The organism is Nocardia sp. NPDC055029, from assembly GCF_053608525.1.
This window is the reverse complement of record NZ_JBSGVQ010000039.1, coordinates 1-23278: the sequence shown is the minus strand read 5'-3', so window position 1 is coordinate 23278 and position 23278 is coordinate 1. Positions and strand designations below refer to the sequence as shown.

General features: G+C 62.6%; 20 protein-coding genes. 13 read left to right on the top strand and 7 right to left on the bottom strand.

All coding sequences use genetic code 11. The features are described from left to right. Positions 1 to 17 precede the first annotated feature (17 nt). The 8 genes from ACWF9G_RS27470 (at position 18) to ACWF9G_RS27435 (ending at position 10154) form a co-directional block, all read left to right on the top strand. On the top strand, positions 18 to 752 hold the full coding sequence (locus ACWF9G_RS27470; protein WP_452518893.1) for an SDR family NAD(P)-dependent oxidoreductase: 735 nt from the start codon (positions 18 to 20) through the stop codon (positions 750 to 752). 703 nt (positions 753 to 1455) lie between these two features. Continuing rightward, positions 1456 to 2073, top strand: a complete 618-nt coding sequence (locus ACWF9G_RS27465; RefSeq protein WP_452518825.1) for a TetR/AcrR family transcriptional regulator — start codon at positions 1456 to 1458, stop codon at positions 2071 to 2073. A 20-nt stretch (positions 2074 to 2093) separates the two neighbouring features. Next, complete coding sequence (locus tag ACWF9G_RS27460; protein ID WP_452518823.1) at positions 2094 to 4178, top strand: PEP/pyruvate-binding domain-containing protein; 2085 nt, start codon at positions 2094 to 2096, stop codon at positions 4176 to 4178. Further along, positions 4175 to 4681, top strand: a complete 507-nt coding sequence (locus tag ACWF9G_RS27455; RefSeq protein ID WP_452518822.1) for a hypothetical protein — start codon at positions 4175 to 4177, stop codon at positions 4679 to 4681. The genes ACWF9G_RS27460 and ACWF9G_RS27455 overlap by 4 nt, the downstream gene beginning before the upstream one ends. Next, positions 4678 to 5088, top strand: coding sequence for a hypothetical protein (locus ACWF9G_RS27450; RefSeq protein WP_452518821.1), 411 nt, complete (start codon positions 4678 to 4680; stop codon positions 5086 to 5088). Before ACWF9G_RS27455 ends, ACWF9G_RS27450 begins: the two co-directional genes overlap by 4 nt. A gap of 448 nt (positions 5089 to 5536) precedes the next feature. After that, positions 5537 to 7870 (top strand): MMPL family transporter, encoded by a 2334-nt coding sequence (locus tag ACWF9G_RS27445; RefSeq protein ID WP_452518820.1) that lies wholly within the window; start codon positions 5537 to 5539, stop codon positions 7868 to 7870. A 209-nt stretch (positions 7871 to 8079) separates the two neighbouring features. Next, the gene (locus tag ACWF9G_RS27440; protein ID WP_452518818.1) at positions 8080 to 8895 is read left to right on the top strand and encodes an SDR family NAD(P)-dependent oxidoreductase; all 816 of its coding nucleotides are present in this window, start codon (positions 8080 to 8082) and stop codon (positions 8893 to 8895) included. Positions 8896 to 9011: 116 nt separating this feature from the next. After that, complete coding sequence (locus ACWF9G_RS27435; protein ID WP_452518817.1) at positions 9012 to 10154, top strand: acyl-CoA dehydrogenase family protein; 1143 nt, start codon at positions 9012 to 9014, stop codon at positions 10152 to 10154. Between the two features lie 114 nt (positions 10155 to 10268). Here ACWF9G_RS27435 and ACWF9G_RS27430 read toward each other — a convergent pair whose 3' ends face one another. The 3 genes from ACWF9G_RS27430 to trxB form a co-directional block, all read right to left on the bottom strand. After that, positions 10269 to 10964, bottom strand: a complete 696-nt coding sequence (locus ACWF9G_RS27430) for a TetR/AcrR family transcriptional regulator (protein WP_452518815.1) — start codon at positions 10962 to 10964, stop codon at positions 10269 to 10271. Positions 10965 to 11094: 130 nt separating this feature from the next. After that, on the bottom strand, positions 11095 to 11424 hold the full coding sequence (gene trxA, locus ACWF9G_RS27425; RefSeq protein ID WP_452518813.1) for a thioredoxin: 330 nt from the start codon (positions 11422 to 11424) through the stop codon (positions 11095 to 11097). Positions 11425 to 11503: 79 nt separating this feature from the next. Next, a complete protein-coding gene (trxB, locus tag ACWF9G_RS27420; protein ID WP_452518812.1) occupies positions 11504 to 12478 on the bottom strand; it encodes a thioredoxin-disulfide reductase in 975 nt (324 codons plus the stop codon). A 224-nt stretch (positions 12479 to 12702) separates the two neighbouring features. On the opposite strand from trxB, the gene ACWF9G_RS27415 reads away from it, so the two are divergent. The 4 genes from ACWF9G_RS27415 (at position 12703) to ACWF9G_RS27400 (ending at position 16823) form a co-directional block, all read left to right on the top strand. Then, complete coding sequence (locus ACWF9G_RS27415) at positions 12703 to 13197, top strand: VOC family protein (RefSeq protein WP_452518810.1); 495 nt, start codon at positions 12703 to 12705, stop codon at positions 13195 to 13197. A gap of 85 nt (positions 13198 to 13282) precedes the next feature. Continuing rightward, positions 13283 to 14446 (top strand): zinc-binding dehydrogenase, encoded by a 1164-nt coding sequence (locus ACWF9G_RS27410; RefSeq protein WP_452518808.1) that lies wholly within the window; start codon positions 13283 to 13285, stop codon positions 14444 to 14446. Between the two features lie 769 nt (positions 14447 to 15215). Next, positions 15216 to 16238, top strand: a complete 1023-nt coding sequence (locus ACWF9G_RS27405; protein WP_452518807.1) for a hypothetical protein — start codon at positions 15216 to 15218, stop codon at positions 16236 to 16238. Between the two features lie 9 nt (positions 16239 to 16247). After that, positions 16248 to 16823 (top strand): UGSC family (seleno)protein, encoded by a 576-nt coding sequence (locus ACWF9G_RS27400; RefSeq protein WP_452518806.1) that lies wholly within the window; start codon positions 16248 to 16250, stop codon positions 16821 to 16823. Between the two features lie 127 nt (positions 16824 to 16950). Here the strand turns inward: ACWF9G_RS27400 and ACWF9G_RS27395 are convergent, their stop codons facing one another. From ACWF9G_RS27395 to ACWF9G_RS27380, 4 genes are all read right to left on the bottom strand, one after another. Further along, positions 16951 to 18132, bottom strand: a complete 1182-nt coding sequence (locus tag ACWF9G_RS27395) for an alpha-hydroxy acid oxidase (RefSeq protein WP_452518805.1) — start codon at positions 18130 to 18132, stop codon at positions 16951 to 16953. A gap of 29 nt (positions 18133 to 18161) precedes the next feature. After that, positions 18162 to 18827: an acyl-CoA-like ligand-binding transcription factor gene (locus ACWF9G_RS27390; RefSeq protein ID WP_452518803.1), complete on the bottom strand. Its 666-nt coding sequence runs from the start codon at positions 18825 to 18827 to the stop codon at positions 18162 to 18164. Positions 18828 to 19036: 209 nt separating this feature from the next. Then, positions 19037 to 20218 (bottom strand): L-lactate dehydrogenase, encoded by a 1182-nt coding sequence (locus ACWF9G_RS27385; protein WP_452518802.1) that lies wholly within the window; start codon positions 20216 to 20218, stop codon positions 19037 to 19039. A 28-nt stretch (positions 20219 to 20246) separates the two neighbouring features. Then, positions 20247 to 21800 (bottom strand): flavin-containing monooxygenase, encoded by a 1554-nt coding sequence (locus tag ACWF9G_RS27380; RefSeq protein WP_452518800.1) that lies wholly within the window; start codon positions 21798 to 21800, stop codon positions 20247 to 20249. A 541-nt stretch (positions 21801 to 22341) separates the two neighbouring features. Here ACWF9G_RS27380 and ACWF9G_RS27375 point away from each other — a divergent pair. After that, the gene (locus ACWF9G_RS27375; RefSeq protein WP_452518798.1) at positions 22342 to 23079 is read left to right on the top strand and encodes an enoyl-CoA hydratase/isomerase family protein; all 738 of its coding nucleotides are present in this window, start codon (positions 22342 to 22344) and stop codon (positions 23077 to 23079) included. Positions 23080 to 23278 lie beyond the last annotated feature (199 nt).

Sequence of the window (23278 nt, the reverse complement as noted above, 5' to 3'; positions counted from 1 at the left end):
ATGGAGCCGATGTGAGCATGGAAGGTCAGGTCGTCGTCGTAACAGGCGGCAGCCGCGGCATGGGCAGGGACATGGTGTCCGCATTCGCCGAACAGGGCGGCGACGTTGTGATCGCCAGCCGCAAGCTGAAGAACTGCGAGGCCTTCGCAGCCGAGATCACCGCCAGGTTCGGAGTACGCGCTCTTCCCGTTGCCTGCAACGTCAGCGATTGGGCCGACTGCGATCGGCTCGTCGAGACCGTCTACAACGAGTTCGGTCATGTCGACGTACTGGTCAACAATGCCGGGCTATCTCCGCACTACTCCAGCCTGGACCAGGTGAGCGAGGCGCTGTTCGACAAAGTGATCGGCGTCAATCTCAAAGGCCCCTTTCGCCTCTCGGCGGCCATCGGCACCCGCATGGTCGCCGACGGCGGTGGGGCGATCATCAACATCAGCTCCGTCGCGGCTGTTCGGCCCGATGCGAAGACCCTGCCTTACGCCGTAGCCAAGGCTGGGCTGAACACCCTAACCGAAGGACTTGCCCAGGCGTTCGCCCCCACTGTGCGAATCAATGCCATCCAGTGTGGCCCCTTCCTCACCGATATCTCCGCCGCATGGACACCAGAGCTGCGAGAACGGATCGAGAACAGTGTGGCGTTGGGCCGGGCCGGGGAATCGAGCGAAGTGGTAGGGGCGGTGCTCTACTTCGCTACCGCCGCGTCATCATTCTGCACCGGCGCAATCTTGAGAGTCGACGGCGGCACACCATAACCGAGGGCCCGCGAACTACGGGTGTGCCTTTGAACAGTCGGCAACATTCCGATTAGATTCGACACGGGTCGGGAGGCTCTCCACTCTCCACGGCACATTCAGCGACAAGCCGCCGGAGCGCTCGCCGGAAATCGACTGATGAAGGCCATCTCTGCCCCCGCGTCGACAGCGCACCGGCCGCGCCGACCATGAGTGACGAGAAGGCGAACGCGGGGGCTTGCAGCCGAAGGTCGCTTCCACTCGTTCAAAGTCGCCGGCTGATAGCCGCTGATGGCCCTCACCCGCGTCACTCCTGCCAACGAAAGAATCCTCGAACGCTTGGGCCCGCCGGTCGACCAGACCGACACATCTGAGGTTGACCCACATTCACGCCCGCCTTCCTCACCCGCGAACGGGTGCCGAACGCCCATCCCGGGCGTCTACGCCGTGGCACTCAGTCACCCGTTCGGCGTGTCCGGCAAACTTCGCCCGACCGCTCAGATGAATCATCCGCAAGCCGCCGGCTGGCCGACACGGCCTGGGCCGAAGCGCGAGGGGCGGCGCTGAAGCGAAACCGACCGTCGTTGGTAGCCGTAGCGGTAAGACAGCGTCGAATTGCCCCGCGGGCCGAGACTTCCAGGACAGAGCGGACCCGAGCCCGCGCTCGAGTGACTTTCGTTACGCACCGTTCAATAAATCGGCGATGGCTCCTACGATCGTGGCCATGGACGACAAGCAGCGAGGTCGACCCCGCAGCGCCCGCGCGCATCAGGCGATCATGGAGGCCACACGCGATCTCCTGACATCAGTTGGCTACGAGCAGATGTCCATCGAGGCAATCGCGGCACGAGCCGGTGTGGGAAAGCCGACCGTCTACCGGTGGTGGCGATCGAAGGCGGCCATCGTCGCCGAAGCGGCCCTGTCGGGATATCTCGCCAGCCTCGCCGGCCCCCCGCCTGACACCGGCGACATCACGTCAGATCTCCGTAACTGGGTCGCGGAGATGGTTCACCGGCTCGACAGCCCGGCCGATACCGCACTGTTCCGCGGTTGGGCCGCGGCCGCCGCGGACAGCGATACCGATGCGCGGCGGCTCTACGATCAGCTTTCCGGCCCGAACCGAGAGCAACTGGTACGCCGTCTCGACGGCGCCGTTGCGGCAGGACAGGTCCGTGCCGACGCCGATCTCGAGGCCGCCGCCGACATTCTCATCGGCACGATGCTGTACCAGGTTCTCGCACGCCAGCCTGCTACAGAGCCTCAGAGCAACGTCGAGGGATTCCTCGACATCTTCATCGTCGGTCTTACGACACCGAAAGCTTCTGGGTTTCACAGTATTTGACGATCCCTTCGCGCCATCCGATGACCGCCGAACCGAAAAACAACGTTGTTTGTGACCTGAAGGCGAAAAGACATATGACGGCCCCCACCGCACTGCCACCTACCGTGCTGACGTTACGCGATTCGCGGGCGCAGGATCCTGGACTCACTGGCGCTAAAGCCGCCGCACTAGCCCGAGCCTCGTACAGCGGGCTGCCAGTGCTTGACGGCTTCATACTGACCACTGCCTGGAAGCCGCCCACTGATCTACCGACCGAGGAGTGGCGACGACTATCGGGGGACGGTGCGCGAGCACTCGTGGTTCGGTCGTCGTCGACCGTCGAAGACGGTGCGGAGCAATCGATGGCCGGGTGCTTCACGTCGGTACTGGACGTCAAGGACTGGCAAGCCTTCACAGTCGCTGTCGACCAGGTACGGGCATCAGCGGCTTTCGGGGCGGAGGATTCGCCGCACGCGCCAGGAGATGGGATGGCAATCCTCGTCCAACCATTTCTCCGTGCGGTGTGGGGCGGCGTGTTGTTCACCGCTGACCCGATCAGCGGACGCCGCGATCGGATGGTCCTGACCGCAGTCCGCAGCGGACCGAGTAGCGTGGTGGACGGAAGTGACGCCGGATGGACCGCCACCCTCACACGAGGCGGCCGAATACGTCGCGTTCTGACCGAGGAAGGATCGGCGATGCCGATCATGCTGCGGCGCAAGATCATCAGACTCGCCTCTGCGGCCGAGCGAATCTTCGGCACACCTCTGGATATCGAATGGGCCCTCGACAACGAAGGACAGGCCTTCCTGCTACAGGCGCGACCGATCACAGCAATGCATGCCCCGGGCAAGGGTCCGATCCTCGGACCTGGACCGCTGGCCGAGACCTTCCCCGATCCGCTGCTTCCTTTGGAACAAGACCTATGGCTCACACCGCTGGCCGATGGGCTGAGAGTAGCCCTGGAGACGGCGGGGGTTGCGACGTCGCGCGCGCTGCGCGATTCTCCGATTGCGACTTCGGTGGAGGGTATCGCTGTCGCCGATCTTGAATTGCTTGGCGTGCAGCGCCGCGACCGACCGTGGCTTCGTAAGCTGGATCCTCGTCCTCTCACACGACGTCTAGGTGCTTCGGTGCGTGTGGGCCGATTGACCGCCGCGCTCCCACTGCTCGCCGACCACGTGTGCGAGCAGGTGGACACCGATCTCGCAGAGGTACCCGCGCTCGATCAGCTGGGCAACCGGAACTTGATCGACATCCTGCACCACAGCCGGACCGCCCTGACCGCCGTACACGGCTACGAGGCACTGGCCAGCATGCTCCACCGAGGCATCTCCTCGGGCCCGACAGCCACCGCCGTTGCGCTCGCCACGCTGTGTGAGGCACGAGCCGGAGGAATTGACGATGAGGGCATCACCGAACTCTTTCCGACAGTGCTCGCGCTGAGCCCCCCGAAGATCGGGCTCCATCCGCAGCTACCGCTCGTGAGCGGTGAATCACTTTCTCTCCATGGGGACCTCGCCGGCACGCCGGTTGCACGCGAAGCCCTGCGACTGCGATCTCGATGGATTCAGGAGCTCAGCGCCCGCGTCGCCGCCGAACTGGGTCGCAGGCTGTACGCCGACGAGCTTCTGCCATCGACCGAATCGGTCGCGCTGCTGCATCTCCATGAACTGGAGGATTTGGCCTGCGGCCGAGTGAGATCCATAGACCTCGCCGCCCGCCAACGTTCTCACGCGGCGGTCTTGCCTGCCGAGTTCCGGCTCGCCGGCACGGTTCCCGTGGCGGTGACGCGTCACGAAAGCACCTCCACGCGAGGGATCGGCGCGGGCGGCGGTGTTGGTCGAGGGATCGTGCACATCGGCGATCAGCCGCCACCAGGAGCAATTCTGGTAGTTCGGCATCTCGATCCTCGGCTGGCCGCAACGGTGCCACGCCTCGCAGGGCTGATCGCCGAAACCGGCAGCCCGCTCAGCCATATTGCGATTCTGGCGCGTGAACACGGCGTGCCGGTGGTCGTCAATCTTCCAGATGCCACCCGCCGGTTGCCCGACGGCGCGGAGATCGAACTCGATGGTCAGACCGGTGCCGTTCAGATCGCCAACCAGACAGTGGTAGCGCGATGATTCGAAAACTCACCGTGCTCATCGCAGTAGCTGCCGGAATCGCCTCCGCTGCATATGTTTTCATCTATCTGTACCGCTGGGAGTGGAGCCGCGCCATCATGTCGGCGACGCTATTCGTAGCAGCCGAGACAGCATTGATCGGCTTGCTCGTGACCAGCCGCCTACGGGAGATCCAACTCCGTCTCAACCACACGCCAGAGCCCACACGGCAGCTACCCGCACGAATCGTCACCGATGCCGAACCCGCACAACGCGTCGGCTTTGCTTGGCTCGTTCGCCCTGATCGCCTCAACGTGTTCGTCCCGGTGCTGCTCGCTGGAGGCGTGGCGCTCACCGGTGTTGCGTGGGTGGTCGAACGTGTCGCCCAGTTGACGACAAAACCAATTGCTGTTCAGCAGATCACTCGTCGGCTCGATCGACTGTCCCTGCCCCCAAACGGATTCTTGGCTCCCTACGGCGATACCCAACTTCTCCGCGGCCCTTCGGTGGGGTATCGACGATGAAGCATCTCGCGCTCTTGTGGATTCCCACGCTCGCGATCGTTGCAGCGGCTGGCGTGACAGCCATGGCCGATGAAATGCAGTTTCGCACCGACCGCGGAGAACCCGATACCCGTACGATCGTGACATTCGACGCCGAATCCAGGACCGGAGGATCCACAGAGGATCCTGCACTCATTGTGTGGAAGAACTGTCGCAGCACCGTCAACCATGTTCAAATCCGCAGCGGCCCAGCCGAACACGATGGCGCATGGACCATCGTCCTGAACCCGGCACTGGGCGTACACACAGAACGCCGCTTTCTGGGCTGCATACGAGATCTGAATGTAGACGGCATCACCGGAGAAGTGATACATGCTCAGCGCTTATCGGGCGGCGTTCCGGCAGCCATTGGAGAGGTGCACTCGTGAGTGCATCCAACACCACCGCCTCTCAAAACCACCCCCAGGTTCCTGCTCAGCCAGGCGGCGCGACGGGCACATTGGAACCTCAAAGTCGACGCCGAACACGGTCTGTGTCGCAACCCAGTACTTTGCCGCGCTCTCCGAGTATCACCCGCACCCTTACTCACACGGTGCAAGGTCGCCGAGCGGCGAAGAACCATGTCAAGCCAACCGACCTCCACACGATCCTCAGGGCACCCACAGCGGGTGAAATACGAACGGCACCAACCGTTTGACCCCGCGCTGCCGAATGCGTTTAGCGCCGGACCATAGCTACTACTGACACGTCGACAGGAACTACCTGTCCGACGGAAGGTAGGCCTTTACGTGCAGTAGGTGGAATGCAACCACCTGCCTCTGCCTCGTCGACTCGTACGACAGCATCACCCGACCCGACAATCATCAGGAGACCATCGTGTCCGTATACCTCTATCGGTGGGGAAAATTCGCCTTCCGCCGAAAGTGGATCGTCATACCTGTCTGGCTAGCTCTACTGGCTCTGGCCGTCGGCCTTGGCGCCTCGGTGTCTAAACCGTTCCAAGACGAGTTCTCGCTGCCTGGACTGCCTTCGGACCGGGCCACCGAGATTCTCGATGAGCACTTCCCCGGCATGTCCAAGGAAATCGACCCCACCGCCGTTGCCGGCACCTATGTCATCGGCGCGCCAGAGGGCGAGAAACTGACGGATCCGCACAATGCCGCAGCGGTGCAGGCCTTTGTCGCCAAGCTCGGGGTCCTCGACATCGTGGACCGCAGCCGACCGCTCGTCGACCCGATCACAGCCACCACACTGATCGGACAACCAGCAGGCATCGACTGCCTCACTGGCGACCGTAACGACGCACAATTCGTCGCCGTCTGCAACAGTGCACCGCTGAATGTCCTCAACCGGGCCTCGCCGGATTCGGTGGCGACGATCAAGGTGAAGTACGACATCGCCGAAATGTCCGACGTCACAGAAGAAGACCGGCACAAGGCCTACGACGTCGCCGATGACGCCCGTGCCGCCGGATTGGAGGTGTATCTCACCGGGATAATCGCAACCGAGCCCGAGGAAGGTGGAGCCGCGGAGCTCATCGGCATCGCTGTCGCCCTAGTGGTGATGGCGGTGGCGTTCGGTGCAATCGTCGCTGCCTTCGTTCCTGTGGTCACCGCGCTGCTCGGATTGGGCGGAGCCTTCGCGGTCATCCTCTTCGGCAGTGCCTGGCTCACGCTACCCACCTTCACTCCGGTCCTTGCCTCAATGATCGGCTTGGCCCTGTCCATCGACTACGCACTGTTCATCGTGTCTCGGTACAAACACGAACTGAGCGTGGCGGAATCACCTGAGGAAGCCGCCGGAACTGCCATGGGAACGGCTGGCTCGTCAGTGATCTTCGCCGGTTTGACCGTCATTATCGCCCTCGCCGCCCTGAGCGTGGTTCGTATCGACTTCCTGACGTACATGGGCGTTTTCGCGGCGGTCTCAGCCGCTTTTGCGGTGCTGGTAGCCGTTACGCTGCTCCCCGCGATGCTGGGCGCCCTCGGACGGCGTCTGTTCACACCGAAGCTGCCGCTTGTCGCCAAGTACGACCCCGAAGACGACACGGCAGTTACCGCGGGCATGCGGTTCGCCCGGACCATCGGAAAGTCTCCGGCACTGGCGCTGGCCGCAGGTGTCGTCCTGTTGGGAATGCTCACGGTGCCGGCGGCCGACATGCAGCTGGGTCTGCCAGGCGGCGATTCATTCCCGGAGGGTACCCAGCTGCGCGAGGCTTACGAGCTGCAGACCAAGGGCTTCGGCGAAGGCGCCAACGGAACGCTCATGGTCGTTGTCGACCTCACCGACGTGCCGCAGAACCAGCGGCAATCAGCTGTGGACGACCTTCGAAACCGCTTGGCAAGCAACCCCGGTATGAACTACTTGACTCCCTCTGTCCCTAGCGCGGACGGGCAAGCCACATTGTTCATGGGCGTACCGAAAGCCGGCCCCAATGATGACGCCACCAGGGACCTGGTCGAGACTGCGCGAGACGCCGAACCGGAGCTCGAAAACATGTATGGAATGAAGTACGGCGTCACAGGTACGACCGCTGTATATATCGACGTATCGGACGCACTGCTCAGCAAGATCGTGCCTTATATGGCGCTGGTGGCCGGTGCCGCGTTCATCCTGTTGGTGCTGGTGTTCCGGTCTATCCTGGTACCTCTGACCGCCGCGCTCGGCTTCTTGCTCTCCATGGGGGCCACCTTCGGCGCGACCGTGCTCATCTTCCAGAAGGGCACCTTCGATCTCGTTGAACCCCATCCACTGGTGAGCTTCTTGCCGATCATCTTGATCGGCCTCGTTTTCGGCTTGGCCATGGACTACCAAGTCTTTTTGGTGACTCGCATGCGCGAGGAGTTCATCCACGGAAAGTCCCCGAAGGAAGCAATGATCACTGGGTACCATCACGGCGCCCGCGTCGTGACTTCCGCGGCGATCATCATGATCTCGGTCTTCAGCGCGTTCATGCTCAACGACAACGTCGTCGCTCAGTGCATGGGCTTCGCCTTAGCTGCCGGCGTCTTCTTCGACGCGTTCGTAGTGCGCATGGTCATCGTCCCGGCACTCCTGGTTCTGATGGGCCGGGCGGCGTGGTGGTTCCCCAAGTGGCTCGACCGCATCGTCCCCGACATCGACGTCGAGGGCGCCAAACTCACTCACCGGCGGACCGAAACCACACTGCAACCGGTCGGGTCGGATACAGACCCGGTCACCGTCCGCTGACACCTGCACCCGCATCCCCACTGCGGCTCGGCTCCCCAAGCGGTGCCGAGCCGCGGTGTCCCGACACTTCATGAACCGCTCTGCGGCTTCGCCAATGAGGCGGCGAACCACCGAAACCAGCTGCAAGACAACGCAACTCCGCCACCGCATACACCCAGGCAACGAAGCCTCGAATTGCACTACTGACTCTTGGACAGTAGCCTGCGCCTGTGCTACCACCACCTAAAAACGCTAGCGCAGCCCTTGTCACCGGCGCTTCCTCCGGATTGGGCCTGTCACTCGCCCGAGCACTCGCCAGCCGCGGCTACAACCTCATTCTCACCGCGCGTCGCGAGGATCGACTCCGCGCCCTCGCGGAGGAACTATCAACCAAGTACGCCGTGCGAGCAGAGGCCATCCCTTGCGACCTCACGGACCGCTCCGCACCCGAATCCCTACTCGAGGCTGTCGACCGATGCGAGCTCGAGATCGACATCCTGGTGAACAACGCCGGAATCTACTGGACCGGCCGCTTCCAAGATGCCGACGTCCAGGTTCAACTGGACATCGTGCGCATCAAGATCGACGCGGCTATCGCCCTCTCAGGCCGATTGCTCCCCGCGATGGTGCGCCGCGGCCGAGGGGCGGTGCTCAACATTTCCTCAACGACCGCGTTCCAGCCCCTGGCACGCAACGCGACGTACGCGGCAGCTAACGCATTCCTACTCTCCTTCACCGAGGCTCTGCACAGCGACCTGACAGGAACCGGCGTGACAGCGACAGCGCTGTGCCCCGGGCCGATGAACACCGAACTGGCCAGCACCGCCGGCGATACTGCCACCACGATGACCGACCGTATACCAGGATTGTTCTGGATGAAGTCAGACGAGGTGGCCGAGGACGCCATCAACGCGCTGAACTCCGGCAAGCGCGTCGTGGTACCCGGCGTAATCAATGAGGTCGGCACCATCTTCGGCCGCTTCGCCCCGCGCGGGGTTCTGCTTCCACTGTTCGGCGCCGTATCCGACGCCATCAGTCAGCCCTGAATCAGCCAGCCAACCAACTCGAGCCTGGCAACAGGACGAGCTGAGAACCGCCAGCACCATTGCCTTTACTGGCACATGGTCAGTAGTATCAACCACCTGAACGTTTGGAGGTTCATTTGCCTGTCCATCTGACCGAAGACCAGCGCACCCTTGCTGCAGCATTGCGGGAGTTCTGCCAGCGCGAAGCTGGTACTCGCGAACAGTTGTCAAAGCTCAATGACGAGCGTCACCGCGGTCACAACCCTGTCCTGTACTCCAAGCTGGCCGAACTCGGCTACGTCGGAGTCAGCGTTCCTGAAGCCTACGGAGGCGGCGGAGGCGGTGTAGCCGAGCTGTGCGTCATGACCGAGGAAGTCAATCGTGGCCTGTTGCCGGTTGCCGGTCTGGGCGTCAGCATGATTGTCACCGGCCCGTACGAACGATTCGGCAGCGAGGAGCAGAAGCAGGAAATTCTCGGCGGAATCTGCGAAGGTCGAGTGTCCGCCATCGCCATGTCCGAACCGGGTGCCGGCTCCGATGTGGCAAGCCTGATCACACGCGCCACGTTGGACGGCGACCACTACGTGATCAACGGACAGAAGATGTGGACCACGGCAGCTCACGTAGCCGATCACATTCTCGTCGTATGCCGTACGGACTCCTCGGGCAGCAAGCACGAGGGTCTCAGCATGATCGGCGTTCCCGTCACAACACCAGGCATCACTATTCGGCCGATCGAGACGATGGGCGGGACCGAGGTAAATGAGGTGTTTTTCACCGACGTCCGTGTGCCCGCCGACAGGCTCCTCGGTACGCCGGGCGGCGGGTGGCTGCAGCTGATGGCAGGCCTCAACCATGAACGACTGATGGTCGCCGCTCAGGGCATCGGCCGAGCTCAGCGCGCCTTCGACGATGTTTTGGCTTATGTCAAGGAGCGCAAGCAATTCGGTCGCACCATCGGCAGCTTTCAGACGGTCAAGCACCGGATCGCCGACCTCGCCGTAGCCATCGAGGCCACTCGCCACATGGTGTACGGGATCGCGCGGATGGTGGACGAAAACCCTGGCAAGCTCTTCCCCCGGGAAGCGTCCATGGCCAAGCTGCAGGCCACCGAGCTCGCCAAGAACACGGCGCTGGAGGCGATGCAGCTCATGGGTGGTGCCGGGTATGCCGTCGAGTACGGGATGGAGCGCCAGTTCCGTGAAGCGATGGCAGGCACGGTCGGTGGAGGTGTCGCAGCGGTCCAGCGCGACATCATCGCGAGTTCGTACGGACTTTGAGAACAGTGAGAGGCCTCGGCTACCCTTCATGCGAAGGTGGCCGAGGCCTCTCACTGCGCAGCCGGGTGACATCCATAGGATCGACGTGAGATACCTATCGTTCGCGCAGAGCAATCAGCGCACGGTGGGGTCGAGGACGTGGGGTGCGACCTGCTCGGCAATGGTCAACAAAGCCTGAGTCAACAGAAGCAGCACCTCGCCACGGTCGAGACGTTCCCGCCGCAGCCACTCGTCGACCGCGGTCTCGGCCATCGATTGGAAACTCCGGACCAACGCCCGCGCCGGCCGGGTCGCCCCACCTGGCAGCTCGAGCAACTCCGCCATCCGGGCCGCCCACGCCTCACGGCCCTCTTCCAGGGTTGCCTCGATCTCGCGATCATTGTTGATCGGGCCCGCCTCGAAGATCGTGATGAACGTCCCGCGGTTCTCCCACACGCTGTTGAGCCACCGATTCAACGTGTGCTCGATGGAGTCTTCGAGACCTTCGCGCTGCCTCCGGACTTCCGGCAACGGTGGCAAACGCGCAAAGTTCTTGACGACCTCGACGTAGAGGTCTCGCTTGGTGCCGAAGTGATAGTGCAGGGTGGCGCGTTGGATCCCCGCGGCTTCGGCGATGTCCGCAGTGGAAACCTCCGAGTACGGGTACTTGGCGAAGAGCCGTTGCGCCACCTCGACGATCTGACGGCGACGGTCACCGGCTTCCATCCGGACACGCGGCGACCTGTCACGACGGACCCGCTTCGGCTGGCCGCCCATGGCGTCATCGCCTGCGGGTTCGGTGGACTCGGACGCAATAACAGCCTCTGACACCTAACCGATGATAGGGCACTCATCCGATGTCATGTCAGTCAACTGTCAACAAGTCAGTATTTTGCCCCAGACCACGGGCCAGCTCCCCTCCAAACGCCGCGACGACGAGGAGTCGCCATCGCGGCGATGATCAAGCCAGAACGTCCGACAGCTCGGCCAGCAGTGCGGCCTTGGGCTTCGCTCCAGCGATCTGCTTCACCGGCTGACCACCCTGAAAGAGGATGAGCGTGGGCGCGGACATCACGCGGTAGTCCTTGGCAGTGCGAGGATTGTCGTCGAGATCCATCTTGACAATGATCAGTTTGTCGGCATTCTCGGCTGCAATCTCTTCCAGCACAGGCGCAACCTTCTTGCAGGGTGCACACCAGGTCGCCCAGAAATCCACCAGAACCGGCTTCTCTGCAGCGAGAACCTGCTGGCTGAAGTCGGCGTCTGTCACGCTTTGGATCGAATCAGACATCGTCTCTCCTTTGTTGTCACGGTCGTCGTGCCACCGGAACTCGGTCGCCTTCTTCCACACCGACGGCTTTTGCACAGTGCTAGTCGCCGACCAGCACTGCGGGCTCATGCTCGTGCTCCTTGCCGCCGTGCTCGGCCAGCCAACGCCCGACGTCGATCGCGGCCGAACACCCTGAGCCGGCCGCTGTAATTGCTTGCCGGTAGTCGTGATCGACCAGGTCGCCACAGGCGAAAACGCCCTCCAAACTGGTGTGCGAGCTGCGGCCCCTGGTCAGGACGTAGCCAGCATCATCCAGCTCGACCTGGCCCCGCACCAACTCTGAACGAGGATCGTGACCGATAGCGACGAACATGCCTGTCAACTCGAGGCTCGAGACGGCGCCGGTGGCGGTATCGGTCAGCTTCAACGCTTCCATCGCACCGTCACCGAGAACCTCGGCGACTCGAGAGTTGAGCTGCCACCGAATCTTCTCATTCGCCTGTGCGCGGTCGAGCATGATCTTGGACGCCCGAAACTCACCACTACGGTGGACAACTGTGACGCTACGGGCAAACCGAGTCAGGAAGATCGCTTCCTCCATGGCCGAATCACCACCCCCGACCACGGCGATATCGTGGTCGCGGAAGAAGAAGCCATCACAGGTCGCGCACGATGACACACCCCGGCCGAGCAACTCCGCCTCACCTGGAACCGACAAGTACCGAGGGGCAGCCCCCATGGCGAGCACCACAGCGCGCGCGGCGTATCGGACGCCGTTGGCGGTGATGTACTTGATGTCGCCGAGGAGTTCCATCTCTTCGACATCCTCGGAACGCAATTCAGCACCGAACCGCTCGGCTTGGGCGCGCATGGCATCCATCAGTTCCGGCCCCTGGATACCGTCCCGGAAGCCGGGATAGTTCTCAACCTCCGTGGTGGTCATCAACGCCCCACCGAACTGCGACCCCTCGAAGACCAGTGGTTCGAGTTCCGCGCGGCCGGTGTAGGTCGCGGCCGTGTATCCGGCCGGACCGGAACCCACGATGATGACGTCTCGCACGCTTTCCCGCACCACTGACTACCTCCGAACTGCCGCTAGCCGCCCGGACCGGTAGCGGCACAATAGATGCGGTAGATACTGACAGACATACTGACTAACTGTCAACAAGATGGCGGGTGCGGGTAGACCGCACCGGCTCAAGCGCTGATGGCAGGCAGATTCGCCACGCCCTGGCGCTTGACTACGTCTTCATACTGACCTATTGCCAGTAGAGTGTGGTCCACGTTACTCTGCCCACCATGACGCTTGACATCGGCACGCCCTGCCAGATCTCCTGGGTTACCAAAGACCTCGATGCAATGGAAGACACGCTGACGCGACAGCTCGGCGCAAAGAAGTGGGTTCGAATGCCCCAGGTCGAGGTGGATCCGGCCACGTGCACCTACCGTGGGAACCCTATCGGCTTCTTGGTCGACGCCTCGCTGAGCTACATCGGCGACATGCAGCTCGAGATCGTCGCACCGATTTCAGGCGACGACAACCTGTATGAGGAGTTCCTCCGCACCTCGGGTCCAGGCATCCACCACGTATGCTTCGAGGTCGATAATGTAGAGGAGGCGGTCAAGTCCGCCACCGCCCGCGGGCTCGAAGCGCTCCAGCAAGGCGTGGTACCAGGAGCGGTCGAATACGCCTATGTGGGATCCTCGGCCAGCAACTCTTCCTGTGTTGAGTTCGCCAAGTTCACTCCGGAAATCTACGCCTTCTTCGAATTCGTCAAGTCGGAACAGAAGTGAGCCGTCGCCAGCACTCGAGCTCGACGTCGCCACAGGTGAAGCCGGCTGAGGAAAACAGTTTCAATCAAAGGAAAGGGGCAGCCCGATGAAAGCCGTCGTCTGTCATAAGTCCGAACTTGCAGTCACCGACATCCCGGACCCCAAGCCCGGAAAGGGCCAGGTCCTCATCGAGGTCACCCGCGCCGGGATCTGCGGAACCGATCTGCACCACGTGCATCACGGCGACGAACTCGCCGATGTCTCCGTAGAAGTCGGCTATGACGGGGTGGGGCGTTCAGACCAACAGGTCATCTTCGGGCACGAGTTCACCGGAACAGTACTCGAGTACGGACCCGATTGCCGCAAGTCGATCCTTGCAGGCCGACCTGTGGTGGCGCTCCCCTATCTTCGCCGCGACGGCGGGGTTCACCCGATCGGAAGTTCTGTCGCCGCCCCCGGGGCATACGCAGAGCGGATGCTGGTCGAGGAGGCACTCATGTTCGAGGTGCCGAATGGCATCGGACCGGACATCGCCGCACTCACCGAACCCCTCGCGATCGCCTGGCATGCCGTCCGCTGCGGTGAGGTGCAGGAAGACAACGTCGCAATTGTGATCGGCTGCGGCCCCGTTGGATTGGGCATCATCGCCCTTCTCAAGGCTAACGGTGTCCGCACTGTGGTCGCCAGCGACAACAACCTCGGTCGGAGGTTGCTCGCCAAGCAGTGCGGAGCCGACGTCGTTGTGGATCCCGCGCAGGGCTCCCCGTACGCCGGTGCCCAGGAGTACGGGTTCCTGGAAACGGCACCCCCCGCATTTCACCGCGTCGTGGGCGCCATGGAGCAGCTCCGATCGATGCCCACCCCATGGCACGAGATCGCTCGTGCGGCGGAGGCCGCTGGAGACACCAAGCCGAAGGGCCCAGTGATCTTCGAGTGCGTAGGGGTGCCGGGGGCAATCGAGCAGATCATCGCCAACGCGCCGCTGTTCTCCCGGGTAGTCGTAGCCGGCCTCTGCATGAGCGAAGACCACTTCCGCCCCGCAATGGGTGTGTTCAAGACAATCGACCTGCGCTTCGTGCGGGGCTTCACCCCGCTCGAGTTCTGGGACTGCCTCCAGATGCTCGCCGATGGGAAGATCGACGCAACCCCGTTCGTTACCGGAGTGGTCGGTCTGGCCGGAGTCGAAAACGCCTTCACCGCGCTCAGCGAACGACCCAAGGTACACGCAAAGATCCTCATCGATCCGAAGAGTCAGGCTGAGCGTCCGTAACATTGTTGGGACCGCCGCACCGCGGTCCCAACCAAACCAGTAAGTACTCGGGAACTCCTGTTCGCACAAATGGGGCGAATCACATGAACAGGGGTGACGAGGGATCGGCCCGCGAACCGCCACCGGCTCGCGGGCCGTCCTTGCACCGATGGCGGTGATTGTTGCAACCCGAGCACGCAGTGCAGATGCCATGCCCCGGTCTATGGAGAGTCGCTATCCTGCCCTGCGCCATACCGCGGCTGAGATCGCCCGACGCTGGCCAAGGAACAGTGCCACATGGGATAGGGCACGTCGCGCCTGAGCTGGCCCAAACCGCATGAGGCGCCTACCCATGCGCAATCCCTGGGACGCCGATCCGCAGGGGCCAGGCCGACGGTAAGGTGCCGACGGTAAGGTGAGGCAACGGCGGGGCAGCCAGTGCCTGTACCCCTCACAACGCCTGTGAATCTGCGCGAAACACTCCGGGCGCTGCAGGGCGCCAGGGCTGACTGAGCTCCGGCGGCATGCATGCCGCGCTCGTCAGGCACCTCATCTCGAGCGGATTACTCAGGCACGTCGACTTCAACGTCACACATAGGACTTTCCGCTGGATCGAGTCGCCTCAACGCGCAAAGAACGCGGCGATGCCAGCTCCCTCGAAGACAGCCGCAGATTCCGAGGGCTGCCGGATGTGGTTGGAGACCACAGTCCGAAACTTCTGCCGATATTTCCGGCTTCACAGCATATTAACCCTTGACCCTACTGACTATCCGCCAGTAGGGTCTCTGCTATGGCTGGCATGGAAGTCTATGAGGACATTGAGCGCTGTTTCGAGGGTGGCTGGACGGATGGTCTACCAGTCATCCCCCCTTATGGCTCTCTGGTCGACGCGATGCTCGAGGCATGTGAGTGGTCCGCTACCGAGGTCGTCGGTACGATCAAAGATCAACACATCGAGATCCGCGGCGAGCATTTGGCGGCTGCAGCAGTCATGGCTGGCTGCAAACCCGAGTACGGCCCGTTTGTGAAGGCGGTCGGCGAGGCTTTGGTCGATCCTCGCATCAATATCTCAGGCTGCGAGGTCACCACGGGAGGCGTATCGGCCACCGTCATCGCCAGCGGCCCGGTGGTCGGAAAGCTGGGCTTCGAGCACGAGGCCAACGCACTCGGCGCCAACAACCGAGCGAACGCGACCATCGGTCGGTTCGCGCAGCTGGTGCGGCTGTTCTGCGGCCGGATGGGCGGCGTGCTGCAAGCACACGGAACGATTGGCCACCCGGGGCGCCTGTCTTTCTGCATTGCCGAACACCCCACGACGACATGGCCGTCCTTCCATACTCAGATGGGGGTGGCCGCCGAGTCGTCCGCCGCGACGGTCATGGCCACCGAGGGGCCGGTCAGCATCAACAACCACTACGCAGAGACAGCCGAGCAAATCCTGCTGACGATCGCCGACTCGATCGCGCACTACGGTTCGACAAACTTCTACTACCGAGCCAGCGGCTACGTCGTTGTGATTGCCCCTGATCACATGGATCTCATCGGGTCGACGTTCTCTCGTGACGAAGCACGCCGATTCATCTATGAGCACGCGGTCAGGCCGACAGACGAGCTCATTCGCCTCGGCCGAATCCCGCACGACCCCGCACCGGAATGGAATGTCGTACCGGGCACGATGCGGTCACCGATGGCCTCCGAGAACCAGCTGCTGTTCCTGGAGAGCGGAAAGGAGGGCGGGAAGTTTTCGGCCATGATTCCGCGCTGGGTAGCGGATGTTCACGGCGTCTCCAAGACCGTCAACGAAACGAAGTAAGGCATCGCTATGACCACCGATCTCCAAGTGCCCGACGCACGCATCGTCAGCTGCGGCGACATCACCTGCGAATTTCTCGTCGACCCCATTCCGCGGCCCAAGCCTCCCGCGATCACCGTCAACACGAAGCCAGCCAAACGCGAGGTCGTGCTGATGGACAACCACAAGCCCAATTCGATGGCGATCTTGCGCGGTGCGCAGGCGATCCTTCGCGAGCGCGGGATTCCAGTTCGCGACGAGATCCGTGTGAAGCTCAATCCAAGCGCCCCATTCTCCGCGGCGGAACTGGATGAGATCGCCGCCGAAGGGGGCCTGATCCTGGTCGGTGTCTCGGACTGCGGAAGCTGCTCGGCCAGCAGCGCCAGGGATTCCATCCTGCTCCAGCAGCGAGGTGCAGCCGGAATCGCGATTCTGACTGAGCCCTTCGCCTCTCAGGTGGATCGCGTTGCCTCGTACTACGAAACCGATCGGGATGTCCCGGTGATCGTCCTGGATCATCCGATGCAGAACCTCTCTGCTGACGAGCTGCTTGCCCGCAGTACGGCACTTGCCGATGCGGCGGAGGGACTCTTGAACGCCGAGTAGGCTTTGAACCATGAAGGCCCCCGGGTTATCCCGGGGGCCTTCATGGTTCAAGCCGCAACACACCTTTCATGGCGGAGAACACGCGAGTTCGGACGTGGTCGCAGATCCGCGCAGGCGCTGCCCTCCCTTAGCAGATGGCCTGCCCCGGCATCCGAAGGAACGTCCGGTCGAGCTCTCGAACGGAACTGACGCCAAGCCATGCGAGGGCCTGGTCAACCTGTCCGTTCAGGAGGCCGAGCATGTGGCCAACGCCCTCCTCGCCGGCGGCGAGCAACGGGTATAGGTATCCCCTACCGAGTCCGACCGCCTTTGCACCGAGCGACAGCGCCTTCACCACGTCTGTCCCCTTGGTGACACCGCTGTCGAGGAGGATGTCAAGATCGCCACCCACGGCATCGGAGATCGCAGGCAAAGCCTCGATCGAGGCAATGGTGCCATCGAGCATATTGCCTCCGTGGTTCGATACGACGATCGCATCGATGCCTTCGTCCACGGCACGCTTGGCAGACTCGACCGAGATGATTCCCTTCATCACGAGCGGCCCGTCCCAGTATTGCCGGATCCACGGGAGATCCTCCCAGCTGGGCGTTCGAATGAAGCTGGCGGCAGCCCCTTCTTTCATGCTCATCGCAGATCCATCGGCGCGGCGAGCCATAACCGGCTTCGGTTCCTTCATCCCGTTGCGGAGGAAGTCCCATGCCCAGGCCGGCTTGGCCAGCACCTGTGGAAGAAATTTGATGGCGTCCATCAGATTCAGTCCCAGTGGCGCGTAGGCACGCTCACCGACTGGAAAGTGCGCGCCAGGGCTGTGTGTAGCGCTGTCACCAATGAGAACTAGGGCCGTGACTCCGGCGGCTTTGGCTCGCTCGATAACCGACGCCGTCATGTCGCTCGGGCCATCGAAGAAATAGAGCTGCTGGAAGATCGGCCCGGTCGCCTGAGCTGTGATCTCCTCGATTGACGTAGAGGAGACACCACTCACGAACTGGATCGTCCCCGCTGCACCCGCCGCCCTGGTAACCGCGAGTTCCCCTTCGACATGCCCGGCACGTAGCGCACCCACCGCGGACAGGTAGATGGGTGTTGAGATCTTGTGACCCAGAACGGTGGTCGATAGGTCACGCGTCGGGTGAACGATCGCCGACCGTGGCAGAAACTCGATCGCATCGAAGGCGTCCCTGTTGCGACGCACCGTATGGTTCGCACCACTTCCACCGACGAACTGTTGCATGATGCCCTTCGGAACGCGCTTCTTCGCGAAATACAAAGCGTCATCGAAGGATTGGATCCGTGCCGTCACCTTGCTCATTGCTCTCCTCGCTTCGTCATTGATGCGGGCTATGCTGTCCGCGCGACTTGAGCGTCCAGATACGGAGTCAGCGCGGCACACACCGCAGTGAGCGACTCCCGCACCACCTCACCGACTGGGCGCAATTCGTTTTCTGGGTCCGACCATTGCCGCAGGGTGGAGGTATAGCAGCCCATGACGGCAGCAGCGATCGTCTCGGGCGCAGGTGAGGTCGCTTCCAGTCCGCTCCGGGAAGCGACGAACCGTGCGATCAAAGCGGACAGTTCTGCGGACTGCCGCGCGGCTTCTCCCCGCAGCACATCGCTCGACTCGAACAGCTGAAAACGCCGGGCGATCGTTGCACGATCCGCACGGGCTCCAAGCGTCTGTTCGGCGACGACTGCCACAGCCTCCAGCACAGCGTCGAGCACAGACACCGCGCTGGCCCGGTTCAGCTCGGACTTCAGGATGCGGAGGGCATCCTCGAACTCGCTCCACACGAGTCGACCCTTCGACGGAAAGTATCCGAAGAAGGTGCGCCTGCTGATCCCACATTCCTGGGCGATTTCATCGACCTTGACGGCGCTGTACCCGCGTTCGAGAAACAGTTCGATCGCGACACGCTCGATGTCCTCACGCGAGGACGCTCGGGGCCGACCTGGCCCCGAGCGCTCTGCTTTGTGTCCGCTCATTCTCACCTCGTCGTGGTCGAGCATGACACCAGCGTATTCAATATTCGCACTCAGTGCAAAAATTCACTCACCACTGAGTCGCGCCTCACAGGCGTCGGGATGGCTTGGGGCCCAGGAACATCGGCGAACGAGGTCCGATGCAACGCCAATCCCGTCGGCAGGAAGCGCAACCCGACAAAGTCAGGGTTCCCCAACGGCCAGTCGAGCCGGGTAGTCAACGAGCCGCGAGGGGTTCAGAGAACCTCTGGCAGGACGAGTGCTGTGCGGTCCAGGTCATCGACGCTGGCGCGGCCCGTCAAACCCAACGCCGTGTCGATATCGGCTCGGAAACCATCGAGCACGTGTCGGACGCCGGCTTCGCCGCGGGCTGCGACAGCCCACGCCCAAGGGCGACCGACGAGTACAGCCCTCGCTCCGAGCGAGAGAAATTTGACCACGTCGAGCCCGGTGCGAACGCCACCGTCAGCCAGCACCTCCAGTTGATCGCCGACGGCATCGACGACGTTCGGAAGCGCTCTGACCGCCGACGGCACCGCATCCAACTGCCTGCCACCGTGGTTCGACACGATAATGCCGTCGACGCCGGCGTCGGCAGCGCGCCTGGCATCCTCGGTATCCAGAATTCCCTTGAGAACAAGGCGGCCCGACCAGTGTTCACGCACCCAAGCAATATCGTCCCACGTGACAGAAGGGTCCCAGTTGGACGCGACCCATTCGCCGAATGCCTCGGGGCTCTGGGCGCCAGGGACCGCCTTCTCCAGGTTGCCGAAGGTGTGCGGCTTACCCCGGAGCCCGACGCCGACCGCCCACTTCGGATGCGATGCAAAGTCTGCGCCGCGGCGCATCGTGGCCCATGCCTTCTGCGGGCCCACCAGCCCGTTGCGGGTGTCACGGTGCCGAGCGCCGACAACCGGCGTGTCGACCGTCAGCACCAGAACCGGCGAGTTGACCGCGGCCGCCCGACTCATCAGATCCTCGGCGTAACTGCGATCGCGCATCATGTACAGCTGGAACCACGGTGGCGCGCTGACCGAGTTCGCGACTTCCTCGATCCCGCAGATCGAAACCGTCGATTCCACGAATGGCACGCCGGCCGACTCGGCTGCACGCGCCGCCTGCACTTCGGCTCGACGTGCGTACATTCCCCCCAACCCCACCGGTGCGAGGATGACGGGCATCGACAGCGATTGCCCGAGAACCTTCGTCTGCTGCTCCCTCCGAGAGACATCACGCAGAACGATCTGACGCAGCAGCACGCGCTTCAGGTCGTCGATGTTGGCGTGCATCGTCGATTCGTCGTTTGCGCCACCGTCGATGTAGTCGAACAACTGGCGGGGCAGCGTGCGGCGGGCCAGCTCGCGGTAATCGGAGACGGTCGCCGGAGCGATTCCCAGCGGGCGGTCGGATCGGATCACTTTACATTCCTCCTATGGTCGGGCGTGTCTACGCCGACTCCGCCTGGCCAGTCGGAACCCCCGACTTCTTCGTGACCAGGTAGTTTTCAACATCGAACGTTTGCAGAGTCTTCTTCATGTGGCCCATCGAACCCGGCCACACAACGTTGTTGACGCCATCGGTGACGTAGTAGCTCGCGCATCCCCCTGCGTTCCAGACCGAGTTCTCCAGTTTGGTGTCCTTGCTGCGATTCCACGAGTCCTCAGCCTCCTGCTTCACCTCCACGGCTTCCAGGCCCTGCCGGCGCATCGTTTCGGCCGCCGACGAGACGTAGCGCGCCTGCGCCTCGATGGCAACCGGGATGGAGGCCGCTCCCCCGTTCGGGCCGAGGATCACAAACAGATTCGGACATCCGACCATCGTGGTCGCCTTGTGCGCGCGCTGCTTCCCGTTGAACACGTCGGACATGACACGGCCGTCACGACCCCGGATGCGTCTGAGCATGTGGTCCTGAAGCAGTTTGAACCCAGTCCCGTAGATGATCGTGTCCACTTCGAATTCACGGCCATCGGTAGTGACCACAGAACCCTCGCGAACCTCCGACAACCCGGAAGCCACGTAGTCTACGTTCGGCTGCTGAATCGCGGGGTACCACTCGTTCGACTGCAGAATCCGCTTGCAATTGATCTTGTAATCGGGTGTGAGCGCCGCACGCAACTCCGGATCGCCCACTGTGTCACGCAAGTGCTTGCGCGCCATCCACTCGATCAGAAACGCTCGTCGAGCATCGGAGGTCACTCCGAGGAACATCTCGAGGATGCTCAGTACGAGGGTACGGACCCTTCGCTGCCTGCGCATCGCGCGCTGCGTGTCGACCTTCTTGTGAACCATGTCGTACTTCTGCACGATCCACGGCGGGGTCCGCTGCAGCACGACCAACCGCTCGGCGTCCGGCTGGATCCGTGGAACGAATTGCATCGCGGACGCACCCGTACCCACCACCGCGATCCGTTTTCCGGTCGGGTCGAAGCCCTCCGGCCACTGCATGGAGTGGAACGCCGTACCAGCGAACTTCTCCTGGCCGCGAATGTCGGGAATGATCGCATCATGCAGCTGACCTGTGGCGATCACGAAGAACTGTGCGCGAACACGTCCTCGGGTGGTCTCGATTATCCAGCGGTTTGCCGCCGCATCCCACGCGGCCTCGAGCAATTCGGTCTTGAAGCGAACGTGCCGAACAATGTCGTGCTCGGCCGCAACCCGCTGTAGGTACTCGCGGATCTCGTCGCCCGGCGCGAACAAGCGACTCCAGTCGTTCGGCGCCCACGAGAAACTGTAGGCAGCCGAAGGAACATCGCACGCGACGCCAGGGTACCGATTGTGATGCCAGGTTCCTCCCAGCTGATCACTCCGTTCCAGAACCATGATCTCGTGCAAGCCCTGCTGTTTGAGCGCGCGAGTCAAAGCGATACCCGACATACCTGCACCGACAACGAGGGCTTCAACCTCGTCCGGCCACCGGGTCTCCTGTGCGTCCAGTACATCCTCGGACCGAACCTCGCGAGCCGCGTCGGCCCCCTGTTTGCCCGTACGAACTGCCATTCCTAACTTGCCTCCTTGCGAGCCAGCTTCACGCACGATCCCCTTCGGAAGCGCCGTGAACTTGCTCACACGGTACTGACCAAGTGACAGTAATGCAAGATTCGACCGGCTCGTCGACATCACCCTGCTGGTGCAACTGCCGACCGAGTGGTCGGCACGAGCATCATCTCGAAGTGCGCAACCGTGGAGTACGCCCAGGCAAACGAGCCCGCAGCGCTGAATCGACCCCCATAACCCGACGACAACCCATCGGCTACCAGAGTGGCATCACCTCATAGTCCACTGGTCGCACCTCTTGACCCTACTGACTAGACGACGGTAACTTCGCTCTATCAGCGGCCATACGATCGAGCATCTGAGGCTCCGGCCCAGCTCCCAGATATCGCAGCTGGCGAGTTGTAGCTCGGCTGCCAGTTTCGCCGATCGTATTCGGCCCGCCTGCTTGCAACTCATCGGCAGTAGCTGATCGCTCGGCTGTTGACTGCGCAATATCCGTCCGCTCACCGCCTATCGGCGCTCGAGCGAACAGAAAGGCAATACATTGACCGATTCCCTTGTACGGGAAGAGTTTTCCAATGGCGTGGCGACCCTTACTCTGAACCGACCCGACAAACTCAATGCTCTCACTGCCGAGGTGTTTACTGAACTACGCCGCCACCTGGACCGTCTGGCAGCCGATCCGGCAGTTCGATGTCTAGTCCTCACTGGTGCCGGCAGATCATTTTGTGCGGGACACGACCTTTCGGTCATCTCTGACGGCAGCGCCGCCGACAGTCGCTACCAGGAGGCTGAAACCGTCGACGCACTGGAGAACTTCCCCCACCCGACAATCGCGAAGATCCACGGCCATTGCCTCACTGGAGGACTGGAGCTGGCACTGGGCTGCGACTTCCTCGTCGCAGCGGAATCCGCACAACTCGGCGACACGCACAGCCGGTGGGGGCTCGTTCCGGTGTGGGGGATGTCCGTGCGACTACCGGAGCGAGTCGGCTTGGCCCGCGCAAAGCAACTCAGCTTCAGCAGCCGAATCATCAATGGCACAACTGCGGCATCGATCGGCCTTGTCGACCGATGCGTGTCCGATGACGCGCTCGATGACGAAGTCGACACGCTCGTACGCGAGATGCTCGACAACTCGGCCGGATCGAATGTGATTTACAAGGCCCTGTACGCCCGCTACCGGCAGTCGAGCAGAGAAGAGGCCCTCCGAGGCGAGCGTGATCTGATCTTCGGTATGCCGGAGGATACCGCCGCCCGGCTCGAGCGCGCGGGCCGGTAACTCGGCGCAACTGCTTGCCAGCAGAGATCTGAGGGGTGCCGGTCACCGTTTCGGTGCCGGCATCTTCAACTCGCCGGCCACGCATTTGGTTCCAACTCATCGGTTGGCAATGGCTTCGAACGGGTTCGAGATCTTGCGCTTCTTCGTCTCGGCTCTCCGAAGCGCAAGAACCCGCCGGGCTGGGCCCCTCAGCCCCAGC